Origin of the sequence: Ochrobactrum vermis, from assembly GCF_002975205.1 — a bacterium.
In the GTDB taxonomy this organism is placed as follows: Bacteria; Pseudomonadota; Alphaproteobacteria; order Rhizobiales; family Rhizobiaceae; genus Brucella; species Brucella vermis.
Map to the genome: position 1 here is coordinate 1,449,496 of NZ_PCOC01000001.1, position 12,025 is coordinate 1,461,520.

Sequence of the window (12,025 nt, forward strand, 5' to 3'; positions counted from 1 at the left end):
TGCAAATAACGGCGAGTGTATTTAAATACACTCGCCGTTAGTATTTAATTTACTATATTTTTTCAAACATGATGTGGCCAGCAACGCCACGGGGACATCATGTCTACTTTTCCATTGAAATATAATAGAGGTTTATTTTACTCGGCACTTTTTATAGTATCAGGAGTATTGGCTGGCTGCACAACTATACGTCCCACAGAATTGTGCACGCCCGCCGAACAAAAGCAGCTCAAGAAGCAGCTCGTCGTTACTCAATCGCTTCTGGATCGCAAAGAAGCGGATCTTTCTCGTTTGAGAAAAACCGCTACTGAGGATCGGTGCGTAGGAAGCGTGTTTACGACTGCTGTAAAATCTCTGCAGTGCACGACATTATTGACAAGAACAGACCGACTGGCAACTGAAACACAAACTTTACGCGAACGCCTCCATGAACTGAACATGGCACTGGCCGGGCGCCCGTCGCCGTCCAGGCATGTCAAATCATGCAAGGCCTCCTGGGTTGTACCCCATAAGAAACCACAGGCAAAAAATGCACATGTACCGCAACGGAAGATAGCCAAGCCAAGCGCCGAATTGACCAGCAAGATCACATTGCCCGCCTACGCATCCCCTGATCCTGTCGAAGCGGAAGAAGTAGACTTCTCATCTTCCGCAACCGTGCAAACTTTGAATACACCGGCCAACGTTGCGCCTGTTACGCCAACGCCGCCTGTCGAGCGCTCTTATACGACGAACACAAATGTCAGGGTTGTCGGGTCAGAGTTCTTTCAGGACCAATCAACACCAGCAAGTCAGCCAGTTCCGGCCCATGCGCCTGCCCCGTGAGGGCTAGACGCAACGGCATGAAAAGATTCTTGCCCTTGCGTCCCGTTGCAGCCTTCACTGCTTCAGTCCAGACTTTCCACGTTTGATGATCCCAGGGAGCGGACGGAAGAAGGGCGAACGCTTCTTTCACGAAAGCGCGATCCTCTTCGGATAAGTCCGGGGCTTCCGGTAAATCACCATCGACGATAGACCACCAACGCGCCACATCCTTGAAACGATCAAGGTTTGCCCGTACCGCCAGCCAGAAAGGTTCTGCCTTGTTACCGGAAATGCCCAATACCGCAAGACGCGGCTGAGCTTCTGAAAACGGCATGTCATGCAGGAGGGCGCGATTGAGCGTATCCAGTTCTGCAGGATCAAATTTCGCTGAAGACTTCGATATCGAGGCCAGATCAAAAAGTTCGGCTAGACTTTCCATATTGGGTGCAGCCGCAACATTTTCCGATGTACCGATCAGAATGGCAAGCGAGGCGACCGCCATGGGCTCGAAACCAACCTCTCGCAACGATCCGACAGACAGGGCCCCAGTTCGCTTTGAAAGCCCTTCGCCTGAAATTGTCGTCAGCAGATTGTGGTGCCCGAAGATCGGTGCTTTGGCTCCGAGTGCTTCAAATATTGAAATCTGAACACCGGTGTTCGTTACGTGGTCGTCACCGCGGATGATGTGTGTAACGCCAAGATCGATATCATCGACCACCGATGGCAGCGTGTAGAGATAGGTGCCGTCCTCACGCACCAGTACCGGATCGGACATTGAGGCCAGATCAACAGTCTGCGGGCCGCGAACCAGATCGTCCCAATGGACCTCTGTACGTTTGGTTTCGAATGGATCAGCATCAAAGTTCGGCAAGAGAAAGCGCCAATGCGGTTTGCGCCCTTCAACTTCAAACGCGGCTTTCTCTTCTTCGGTGAGCTTCAGGCCTTCACGGCCATATACCGGCGGCAATCGGCGGGCCAGACGCAGCTTGCGGCGTCGCTCCAGTTCTTCGGCCGTCTCATAGCAGGCATATAGCAAACCAGCCTGTTTGAGCTTTTCAACGGCCTTGCCATAAACGTCGAAGCGTTTTGACTGATACTCCACACGATCAGGTTTAACGCCGAGCCAGTCGAGATCGACGGCAATTGCCTGCGCGTATTCCTCCTTGGATCGTTCGACATCGGTATCGTCATAGCGCAAAATGAACTTGCCGCCATTCTTCTGCGCGAAAAGCCAGTTTGAAAGCGCTGTGCGCGTATTGCCAATATGAATGTAGCCCGTCGGGGACGGTGCAAAACGAACGGTTACGGTCATTTCATTGTCTTTCAGCGGTCGCGGAAGCGGTTCGTTATAGGGTAACGGCGATCGCGTCCGAAATTCTTCTTGGTAATTTTGACACCTGGTGCCGACTGCCGGCGCTTATACTCAGCCAGATAGAGCAAATGTTCGATCCGTTGAACGGTTTCGAGCGGATGTCCACGCTCGGCAATCTCAGTGTTGCTCATTTCGTTTTCGACAAGGCACTCAAGAATATCGTCCAGAACCGGATAAGACGGCAAGCTATCCTGATCCGTCTGGTTTTCACGCAGTTCGGCTGATGGTGCCTTGGAAATGATGTTGTACGGAATGACCTCGCCCGAGGGACCAAGCGCGCCGTTCGGTACATGGCTGTTACGCCATTCCGACATCGCATAGACCTGCATTTTATAGACGTCCTTGATCGGATTGAACCCGCCGTTCATGTCGCCATAAAGCGTCGCATAGCCCACCGACATTTCAGACTTGTTGCCGGTGGTGACAACCATCGAACCAAACTTGTTCGAAACAGCCATCAAAATGGTGCCGCGCGCGCGGCTCTGCAGGTTTTCTTCGGTAACACCACTCTCGGTGCCTTCAAATAGCGGATGCAGCGCTTCCAGAAAGCCTTCAACCGGCGCAGAGATTGGAACAATATCGTATCTTACGCCGAGCGCTTTGGCGCAATCGGCTGCATCTTTCAAAGAGTCTTCGGATGTGTAGCGATACGGCAGCATGATACAGCGCACACGGTCCTTACCCAAGGCATCGACACCAAGAGCCGCACAGATTGCCGAGTCTATACCGCCGGAAAGTCCGAGCACGACGTCTTTGAAACCATTCTTGTTCACATAATCCCGCAGCCCCAGCACGCAGGCGGAATAATCAGCTTCGAGCCCTTCAGGAAGAATGGCCTTTTCGCCGTCTTCACAGCGCCAACCGTCATTCTCTCTGTGCCAGACGGTCAGCGTAATCTGCTCCGCGAACTGCGGCATTTGCAGACTGAGCGACCGGTCTGCGTTGAATGCAAATGATCCGCCGTCGAAAACCAGCTCGTCCTGCCCGCCAACCTGATTGGCATAAACCATCGGCAGCTCGGTTTCGATTACCTGCTTGAGGACAACCTGATGCCGCCGATCCATCTTGGCGCGATGATAGGGTGAGCCATTTGGAACGAGCAGAATTTCCGCACCGCTCTCGGCAAGTGTTTCCGCCACACCGAGATCGCCCCAGATATCCTCGCAGATCGGAATCCCAATACGAACGCCACGGAAATTGACCGGACCTGGCATCGGACCCGGCTGAAACACCCGCTTTTCATCGAACTCACCGTAGTTCGGCAGATCGACCTTGAACCGTTCGGCGATGATTTCACCACCGTCAAGCACGGCAATGGAGTTATGCAGACCGCTTTCACGGCTGAGCGGCGTTCCAATGATAACCCCCGGCCCACCGTCAGCAGTGTCACTGGCTAATTCACGAACAGCGTTTTCGCAGGCAGCGAGGAAGGATGGCTTCAAAACCAGATCCTCTGGCGGATAGCCAGAAATGAACAATTCTGTAAACAGAATGAGATCGGCCTTCATCCTGGCCGCTTCGGCGCGCGCGGTGCGTGCCTTGACCAGGTTTCCGGCGATATCGCCCATGACGGGATTGAGCTGCGCAACGGCAATACGGAGCATGGCAAGATTCTCGTGAGAGGCTAACATGCCCCAGCTTTAGCGCGCTTGGGCAAGCAAATGCAACGGATGCTATCGATCAACCACTCTGTTTGTCAGACCAGATAGGTATTGACGAGGATATAGCCCCAGACCGCGACGACAAACACAATGGAAATCAGAACTGCGAGGGAGCCGCAGTCTTTTGCAATCTGAATTTCCTTGTGAAAGTCCCGCGAGACAGCATCACAGGTCGCCTCGATACCGGTGTTCAGCACTTCGACGAGGATAAGAAACAGGATCGATCCGGTCATGAAGAGGAAAGCAAGCCAGGTCGGAGCTAGAAAGAACGCGACGGGCAGGGATAGAAGAAACAGCACCAGTTCCTGTTGGACGGCCTTTTCGTGGCCTGCGAGATATTTCAGTGCCCGCATGGAATTAATGAAAGCCAGAAAAATGCGCTGCATCATACCCTCAATCAAATTGGCTACAGGATCGGCCCAAAATCGAATTGGATTGTCGGAAAGCAACAGGGCGGAGATCGAAACCTCCGCCCTGCAAGCTCTACAATATGCGAAACAAGTCAGGCACTCGCGGCCTGTTTGTCAGCATCGGCATCGCGCTCCTTCTTGAGCAATTCAGCCAACAGAAATGCCAGCTCCAGTGCCTGATCGGCATTCAGACGTGGATCGCAATGCGTGTGGTAACGGTCATGCAGATCCTCGGCCGAGATCGCACGCGCTCCGCCTGTGCATTCCGTTACGTTCTTGCCGGTCATTTCGACATGAATGCCGCCCGGATGCGTACCTTCTGCGCGATGGATTGCGAAGAAAGACTCCACTTCCTTGAGGATGCGATCAAACGGACGCGTCTTGTAGCCACCGGCGGTAATCGTGTTGCCATGCATCGGATCGCACGACCATACAACCTTGCGGCCTTCCTTTTCGACAGCTCGAATAAGCTGCGGCAGGTGATCACCAACCTTATCGTAGCCAAAGCGCGCAATCAGCGTCAGACGGCCAGCTTCGTTTTCCGGGTTCAAAAGATCGATCAGGCGGATGAGATCATCCGGCTGCAAGGAAGGGCCACATTTGAGACCAAGCGGGTTCTTGATGCCGCGGCAGTATTCGATATGTGCATGGTCGGCCTGACGTGTGCGGTCGCCGATCCAGATCATATGACCGGACGTGCCGTACCAGTCACCGGATGTCGAATCCACGCGGGTCAACGCTTCTTCATATCCAAGAAGCAGCGCTTCATGGCTGGTGTAGAAATCCGTTTCACGCAGCGAATGATTGCTGTCAGAGGTGATACCGATCGCACGCATGAAGTTCATGGTCTCGGAGATACGCTGCGCCAAGGCCGCATAGCGTTCTGCCTGCGGGCTTTTGCCGACAAAGCCGAGCATCCACTGGTGAACGTTCTCCAGATTGGCATAACCACCCTGTGCGAATGCGCGCAGCAGGTTAAGTGTGGCAGCCGACTGGCGATATGCCATATCCTGACGTTGCGGATCGGGAATACGCGACGCAGAATCGAACTCGATACCGTTGATGATATCACCACGGTAGGACGGCAGTTCCACGCCATTCAGCGTTTCCATGTCCGACGAGCGCGGCTTGGCAAACTGGCCGGCAATACGGCCGACCTTCACCACCGGCTTCGAAGCGCCGAATGTGAGTACGACTGCCATCTGAAGAAAGACGCGGAAAAAGTCGCGGATATTATCCGCGCCGTGCTCCGCGAAACTTTCAGCGCAATCGCCTCCCTGAAGCAGAAATGCCTTGCCTTCTGCCACGTCAGCCAGTTGCTGCTTGAGCTTGCGCGCTTCACCTGCAAAAACCAGTGGCGGATAGGTGCGAAGACGGGCCTCAACCTCGTTCAGAGCCTGTGCGTCTGGATAAAACGGCACTTGCTTGATCGGTTTGTTTCTCCAGGAATGCGGGGTCCAGTTCTTCGTCATTTGAGCACCTGTTTGCTTCTATCCGCTCGATTTCTCTCGGATTATATCCTCCTTGCACGAATGCCGGAATCCCTTAATGGCCAGCCCGCATCTGACAAAGATGACAGCCTGCCCCGGAAACCCGGCCTGCGTGATCGCGCTGATATAATGCAGCCAGAGACTTTATGCCAGCAATATTCGTTCACCGGACAAACCGGCTGCGAAAGATTTAGCCGTCGACTTTTTCACCATTCACAACAAGATAGGTCGGCTTGTACATGGTGACCAATTCCTCGGCGGCCGTTGGGTGAACGGCCATCGTCCGGTCAAAGTCATCTTTGATTGCACCAGACTTGAGCGAAATACCCAGAAGCTGAGCCATTTCACCCGCGTCGGGTCCCATTATATGGGCGCCGACAACCCGGCGGCTTGCTGTATCAACTATCAGCTTCATCAGCATTTTTTCATTGCGACCGGAAAGCGTGTTCTTCATCGGTCGGAACAGAGCTCTGTAAACCTCGATTTCCGGATACTTCTTCGCGGCCTCATCTTCGGGCAAACCAACTGTGCCAATTTCTGGCTGCGAAAAGACGGCCGTCGCGATCAGTTCATGATCCGGCTTCGTCGGATTATCCTTGAACGCAGTTTCGAGGAAGCACATGGCTTCATGGATTGCCACCGGCGTCAGCTGAACACGGTTCGTAACATCGCCCACCGCCCAGATATTGGCGATATTGGTACGCGAATATTCATCGACCGGAATGGCGCCGAGTTCGTCCATCTGCACGCCAGCCCGCTCCAGCCCAAGACCGTTTGTGTTGGCCTTACGCCCGATAGCCATCATAGCCTGGCCGGCTTCCAGTGTTTCGCCGTTGTTCAATGAGATTTTCAGAGTACCGTCAGACTGTTTCTCGACCTTTTCGAAAACGGCTCCGCAAACAATGCGGATGCCCTTCGCTTCCATTGTTTCGTGCAAAAGACGGCGCAGGTCCGGATCAAAACGGGAGAGAATTTCCTGGCCGCGATAAACCAGCGTCGTCTCGACACCGAGACCGTGGAATATGTTCGCGAATTCAACTGCAATGTATCCACCACCTGCAATAACGATTGCCTTCGGTAGTTCAGCGAGATGAAAAGCTTCATTGGAACTGATGCAGTGTTCACGTCCGGGCATGGTTTCGGGCATGCTTGGATGACCGCCCGTCGCAATCAATATCTGGTCTGCCGTGACGCGGCGACCGTCTGCTTTCAACTCTATGGTATGTCCATCGATTAGTTCGGCGCGGCTGGAGAAAATTTCGACTTCAGAATTCTGGAGACCCTTGGTGTAGAGCCCCTCAAGCCGGGTAATTTCCTTATCCTTGGCATCGATCAGCTTCTTCCAATCGAATGTCGAAGCGCCAACATCCCAACCGTAACCAGCCGCATCCTCAAAATGTTCAGGAAACTGCGAAGCATAGACAAAAAGTTTCTTTGGTACGCAACCGCGAATAACGCAGGTCCCTCCCATGCGGTATTCTTCCGCAAGGCCGACCTTCTTCCCCATCGCCCCAGCGAGACGTGCAGCCCTGACACCGCCCGAACCGCCGCCAATAACAAAAAGATCATAGTCGAAGCCGGTCATGGGTTTCTCCAATAAAACATTACGTTGCCCGATATGTAAGCAAAAGAAAAAGCCCGGCCAAGTGACCGGGCTTTCAAATTCCGCGTTACCGCAACAAATTACTGCTGTGCAGGCTGTGCTGGGGCTGCTGCAGCGCCAGCCTGAGCTGCCAGAACTTCAGCCACGCCGGTTGCCAGATCACGGGCGATGCCGTTTTGCCAGATATTGGCGGCCTTCACGACTTCGCGCGTCACGATCGGGCCTTCCGACAGAAGCTTCTTGCCTGCTGACGACGTGTAGAATGCTGCAATCGCCTTCAGTTCGTCTTCCGAGAACGCCTTCGCATAGGCACGCGCGGATTCGGTTTCGAGGTCTGCACGACGAGAAGCGAGGGCCAGAGCCTTGTCATCGACCGTCTTGGTGATGAGGGCCTCCAGATTCGGATCCTTCTGGATCAGCTCGCCTTTCAGCGAGCGCGCTGCGTTCGGCAGAATTTCGTCGAACTGCGCGGTAGCATCAATTGCGGAAATAGCAGCACGAGCAGCTTCCAGATGAGCTTCTGTGATTTCCTGTGCAGATGCCGCATGAATGCCCGACATCAGTACGAGCGCGGAAAACGGTGCAATCAGACGGCGAAAGCCAGTTGCCGGGATCATATGGTCAGTACTCCGTTCAATCAGTTCAAGACCGGTTCATGGTGCGGATGCCGTCGTTGCCGGCAATCACTGCCGCACGCGCCAGTCCGATGAAAAGTCCGTGCTCGACAACGCCTGGAATTGCGAAGAGAGCGTCAGATAGTGTCTTTGGATCGGGAATGCGGCCAAAAGATGCATCCACGATATAATGCCCACCATCCGTTACAAAGGGTGAGCCATCTTTTAAACGCAGTGCCAGCGGGCCTGCAAGGCCACACTTTGCAGATGCCTCTTCAATCGCACGCATGGTAGCGCCGAGACCGAAACGATTGACTTCCACAGGCAGGGGAAAACGCCCTAGCGTCTCGACCACCTTCGAACCGTCGGCAATAACGATCATGGCATCGGACGCCGCAGCCACGATCTTTTCGCGAAGAAGAGCTCCACCGCCACCCTTGATGAGCGAAAGGTTGACGTCGACTTCGTCAGCGCCATCCACGGTAAGATCGAGATGAGGCGTTTCATCAAGCGTCGTAAGCGGAATGCCGAGTTCCTCGCAAAGTTTCGCGGTGCGTTCGGAAGTGGGCACTCCAATGATCTTGAAGCCGTTACCTACCTTTTCGGCAAGCAGCCGCACGAATTCCTCCGCCGTCGAACCAGTACCAATCCCCAGACGCATTCCGTCCTTGACGTGCGTGAGTGCTTCTGCGGCGGCTGCGATCTTCAGCTTGCGAGCTTCATCCATACCCAAATTCCCGATAGTCCCCTGCGGATTCTCATTGTGGTCCGGTTCGCCTCTAGCATGCGGGCGCGGCACAACAAAGCGCCTATTCGAACTATGACGCAGAATTTAGGTTTTTAAGCAAATCTGATCGCGAGGTTGAGCCGAAGACGACAATCAGATAGGAATGCCTCAATCCCCATCTTAACCGCGAGAAGCTAATGTCCGCCGCTAATCCCAAGCCTATCATTGTTTTCGATCTCGACGGGACTCTTGTCGATACAGCACCGGACCTTCTCGACAGCCTTAATCACTGCCTCGCCATATCGGGTTTGAAAACGGCGGATCGTGAATCGCTGCGGAGATTCGTTGGCCAGGGCGGGCGCGTCATGATCGAGCGCGCCTTTGCCGCGCAGCAGAAACAGACCAATGAGGCGCAGCTCGATAATCTCGTCGAAGAATTTCGCGAGCACTATGCAGATAATATGCCGGGACACTCGACCTTCTTCCCAGGTGTTCTCGAGGCGATGGACCGTTTCTCGGCACACGGATATGAACTGGCAGTTTGCACGAACAAATTCGAGGCTTTGTCGGTCAAGTTACTGACCTCGATGGGTGAAGCCGGAAGATTTGCGGCGATTTGCGGTGCCGATACTTTCGCCTATCGCAAACCTGACCCGCGCCATCTCACCGAAACCATCGCGCGGGCCGGCGGCAATCGCGAACGGGCAATCATGGTTGGCGATAGCCGTACCGATATAGATACTGCCAAAGCGGCTGGTATCCCCGTTGTTGCCGTCGATTTCGGATATACCGATCTTCCGGTGCAACATTATGAACCAAGCCGAGTCATATCCCATTTCGATGAGTTCACTCTCGAAGTGGCCGGGCAACTCATCGATGCGGTCACTGCGCCCGTATAAGAAAGATTGGAAAATGACTACGCAGCGTTTTCTGATTTTTGGCGTCGTTTTTTCAGCCATGATATCTACTGCGCCTGCAAATGATGGCTCGCCGGGCCTACCCGGTGTACAGCCGCAAAAACCCATCGTGTCCGCCCCGCCTCCGGCGCCAGAACCGGATCAGACTCAGAGCGGTAATTGGAAGAATTTTCGCATCGGCAATACAGATGTTTCTGTCTCCGGAAGTATCACTATTGACGTCGGCACCAAGAACAGCCGAACGTCCGGTCGTTAATTTCGGGAAGATCGCTCTAACGCCGACAAAACCTTAGGAAGTTGAGCAGGCAAATCTTCGGCGATAAGGCCATGACCGAAGCGACGAGCGGCGTCCGCATGCATCCATACCGACGCACAGGCAGCGACAAATGCAGGCATGCCCTGCGAAAGCAGGCCGCAGACTATACCCGTCAGGACGTCACCTGATCCTGCTGTCGCCAGCAACGGTGTTCCATTGGCGTTGACTACGGCCAGTCCTTCCGGTTCCGCAATCACGGTATCGGGCCCTTTATATATAATAAATGCATTGGCACGCTTTGCAGCCTCACGCGCCTTTTCAATCTTCGAGGTCGAATTCTTTGCGATATCAGGGAACAGTCGCCGGAATTCTCCTTCGTGCGGTGTGAGCACGAGCGGCGTCGCAACACCCTGCCGCTTTTCGAACAGCTCGTTTGGATTCCGTTCAAAAGCCGTAATCCCGTCAGCATCCAGAACCAGGCCGTGAAATCCCTCCAGTTCGCCGCTGGCGAGAAACAAGGCATGTTCACGCGCAAAAGCCGGATTCCCATAACCTGGACCGAGTACCGCTGCGGCAACCTTGCGTTCAGCAAAGAACTGCCGAACATCTCTCAAGCCGCGCGTTTCACGGATCATGATGCTGGTCAGATGCGCCGCATTCACCACCATGGCGTCGGGCGGAGACAAAAGCGTCACCGCGCCCGCTCCGCTACGAGCTGCTGCAAGAGCTGACAGACGTGCCGCGCCTGTCGAATGAGCCCCGCCGGACAACACCGCGACATGGCCACGACTATATTTATAAGCCTCAGCGCCAAGAACAGGCAACGTGCTTTCCCAAAGCTCAGGAGCATTCTCGAAAGTGCGCGGTTCGATAGTTGCAAGTATGTGATCTGGAATACCGATATCCGCAACGTGGAGAACACCGCAATGCGCCCTTCCCGGCTGCAGCAGGTGGCCGGGTTTCTTGCGAAAAAATGTGACGGTTGCGCGCGCCCGGATCGCCGTGCCGAGAATGCCCCCGCCTTCACCGGATATGCCGCTTGGCAAATCAACTGCCACAACAGGCACGTCAGAGGCATTCACCGCATCAATTGCTACGGCTTCAGCTCCGTGAATGTCACGAGCGAGTCCTGCGCCGAATAGGGCGTCGACTACCCCTCCAAAACTAGCGGTCGAAAACTCGTTGAAGTTGGTCACAGGTCCCTTGTAGAAAAGCGATGCGCGCATGGCATCCGAGCCTTTCCGAGGAGGAGTTGATGCGAAGCATACAACTTCCAATCCCGCCTCCAGCAGAAACTGTGCCGCGATGTAACCGTCGCCGCCATTGTTGCCGGGCCCGCACAGAACAGCGACAGGCGCATTGCGGGGAAACATCCGCTGCGCGACATCCGCAACCGCTCGCCCTGCCGCAACCATCAGCGAGAAACCATCCTTGATACCAGACCCGATCGTCTGGCGATCCGCTTCTGCCATTTCCTGCGGAGTCAGCAATTCGTACATCACGTACCTTTTAAACAGGGGCTGTCGATGTGATTAAATACGCGGCACCCCATTTTATGCAAGCCCGCCCTCTTTTAAGGCATGATGGCTAATTTTTAGACAGAAAAGCCAGATCAATACGGCCTATTTCATACTTGTCGCCATAGTCGCGCTTGCGCAAGCATCACGAATAGTGCCACTCTGCCTTGAAATGAAGGAAACTGCAGAAAATTCTTACACCTACCTCAAACTGGCACACTTCATGCTTCTCTATTGGTGAAACGAGCACAATGCTCATTTCCGAAGAAGAGCGGAGACCATTCTCTGATGAAAAAGATCGAAGCCATCATTAAGCCCTTCAAGCTGGATGAAGTGAAGGAAGCCCTTCAGGAAGTCGGCTTGCAGGGGATCACTGTCATCGAAGCCAAGGGCTTTGGACGACAAAAAGGTCATACCGAACTTTACCGCGGCGCCGAATATGTCGTCGACTTTCTTCCCAAGGTGAAAGTTGAGGTCATCGTCGCTGACGAAACCGTGGACGGTGCTATTGAAGCCATCCGCAAGGCTGCCCAGACGGGACGCATCGGCGATGGTAAGATTTTCGTCTCCAATATCGAAGAAGTTATTCGCATCCGTACCGGTGAATCCGGCGTGGATGCCATCTGATAATACCTGCGTACAATCCATCGTCGT

General features: G+C 54.2%; 11 protein-coding genes. 3 read left to right on the forward strand and 8 right to left on the reverse strand.

Annotation, left to right across the window (positions count from 1 at the left end; genetic code table 11):
* Window positions 1–99 precede the first annotated feature (99 nt).
* Window positions 100–825, forward strand: coding sequence for a hypothetical protein (locus tag CQZ93_RS07170; RefSeq protein ID WP_105541964.1), 726 nt, complete (start codon window positions 100–102; stop codon window positions 823–825).
* On the opposite strand, the gene gltX is transcribed toward CQZ93_RS07170, so the two are convergent.
* From gltX to rpiA, 7 genes are all read right to left on the reverse strand, one after another.
* A complete protein-coding gene (gene gltX, locus CQZ93_RS07175; protein WP_105541965.1) occupies window positions 743–2,116 on the reverse strand; it encodes a glutamate--tRNA ligase in 1,374 nt (457 codons plus the stop codon). The genes CQZ93_RS07170 and gltX overlap by 83 nt on opposite strands.
* A gap of 11 nt (window positions 2,117–2,127) precedes the next feature.
* Entirely contained in the window at window positions 2,128–3,807 is a 1,680-nt protein-coding gene (locus CQZ93_RS07180; protein WP_105541966.1) for an NAD+ synthase, read from the reverse strand.
* A 65-nt stretch (window positions 3,808–3,872) separates the two neighbouring features.
* Complete coding sequence (locus CQZ93_RS07185; protein WP_105543215.1) at window positions 3,873–4,223, reverse strand: diacylglycerol kinase; 351 nt, start codon at window positions 4,221–4,223, stop codon at window positions 3,873–3,875.
* 116 nt (window positions 4,224–4,339) lie between these two features.
* The gene (locus tag CQZ93_RS07190; protein WP_105541967.1) at window positions 4,340–5,719 is read right to left on the reverse strand and encodes a class II 3-deoxy-7-phosphoheptulonate synthase; all 1,380 of its coding nucleotides are present in this window, start codon (window positions 5,717–5,719) and stop codon (window positions 4,340–4,342) included.
* A 208-nt stretch (window positions 5,720–5,927) separates the two neighbouring features.
* A complete protein-coding gene (gor, locus tag CQZ93_RS07195; protein ID WP_105541968.1) occupies window positions 5,928–7,322 on the reverse strand; it encodes a glutathione-disulfide reductase in 1,395 nt (464 codons plus the stop codon).
* Between the two features lie 98 nt (window positions 7,323–7,420).
* Window positions 7,421–7,957 (reverse strand): DUF2059 domain-containing protein, encoded by a 537-nt coding sequence (locus CQZ93_RS07200; protein ID WP_105541969.1) that lies wholly within the window; start codon window positions 7,955–7,957, stop codon window positions 7,421–7,423.
* A gap of 25 nt (window positions 7,958–7,982) precedes the next feature.
* Window positions 7,983–8,681 carry a ribose-5-phosphate isomerase RpiA gene (rpiA, locus tag CQZ93_RS07205; protein ID WP_105541970.1) on the reverse strand — a complete coding sequence of 233 codons (699 nt, stop codon included), beginning with the start codon at window positions 8,679–8,681 and terminating at the stop codon, window positions 7,983–7,985.
* Between the two features lie 197 nt (window positions 8,682–8,878).
* Here rpiA and CQZ93_RS07210 point away from each other — a divergent pair, with 197 nt between their 5' ends.
* Complete coding sequence (locus tag CQZ93_RS07210; protein WP_105541971.1) at window positions 8,879–9,580, forward strand: HAD family hydrolase; 702 nt, start codon at window positions 8,879–8,881, stop codon at window positions 9,578–9,580.
* A 270-nt stretch (window positions 9,581–9,850) separates the two neighbouring features.
* Here CQZ93_RS07210 and CQZ93_RS07220 read toward each other — a convergent pair whose 3' ends face one another.
* On the reverse strand, window positions 9,851–11,353 hold the full coding sequence (locus CQZ93_RS07220; RefSeq protein WP_105541973.1) for an NAD(P)H-hydrate dehydratase: 1,503 nt from the start codon (window positions 11,351–11,353) through the stop codon (window positions 9,851–9,853).
* Window positions 11,354–11,659: 306 nt separating this feature from the next.
* On the opposite strand from CQZ93_RS07220, the gene CQZ93_RS07225 reads away from it, so the two are divergent.
* A complete protein-coding gene (locus tag CQZ93_RS07225; RefSeq protein WP_007874909.1) occupies window positions 11,660–11,998 on the forward strand; it encodes a P-II family nitrogen regulator in 339 nt (112 codons plus the stop codon).
* Window positions 11,999–12,025 lie beyond the last annotated feature (27 nt).

Bases quoted from the DNA above. Each gene is read 5' to 3' on its own strand.
- CQZ93_RS07170 (WP_105541964.1), top strand. From the start codon at position 100: ATGTCTACTTTTCCATTGAAATATAATAGAGGTTTATTTTACTCGGCA.
- gltX (WP_105541965.1), bottom strand. From the start codon at position 2,116: ATGACCGTAACCGTTCGTTTTGCACCGTCCCCGACGGGCTACATTCAT.
- CQZ93_RS07180 (WP_105541966.1), bottom strand. From the start codon at position 3,807: ATGTTAGCCTCTCACGAGAATCTTGCCATGCTCCGTATTGCCGTTGCG.
- CQZ93_RS07185 (WP_105543215.1), bottom strand. From the start codon at position 4,223: ATGCAGCGCATTTTTCTGGCTTTCATTAATTCCATGCGGGCACTGAAA.
- CQZ93_RS07190 (WP_105541967.1), bottom strand. From the start codon at position 5,719: ATGACGAAGAACTGGACCCCGCATTCCTGGAGAAACAAACCGATCAAG.
- gor (WP_105541968.1), bottom strand. From the start codon at position 7,322: ATGACCGGCTTCGACTATGATCTTTTTGTTATTGGCGGCGGTTCGGGC.
- CQZ93_RS07200 (WP_105541969.1), bottom strand. From the start codon at position 7,957: ATGATCCCGGCAACTGGCTTTCGCCGTCTGATTGCACCGTTTTCCGCG.
- rpiA (WP_105541970.1), bottom strand. From the start codon at position 8,681: ATGGATGAAGCTCGCAAGCTGAAGATCGCAGCCGCCGCAGAAGCACTC.
- CQZ93_RS07210 (WP_105541971.1), top strand. From the start codon at position 8,879: ATGTCCGCCGCTAATCCCAAGCCTATCATTGTTTTCGATCTCGACGGG.
- CQZ93_RS07220 (WP_105541973.1), bottom strand. From the start codon at position 11,353: ATGTACGAATTGCTGACTCCGCAGGAAATGGCAGAAGCGGATCGCCAG.
- CQZ93_RS07225 (WP_007874909.1), top strand. From the start codon at position 11,660: ATGAAAAAGATCGAAGCCATCATTAAGCCCTTCAAGCTGGATGAAGTG.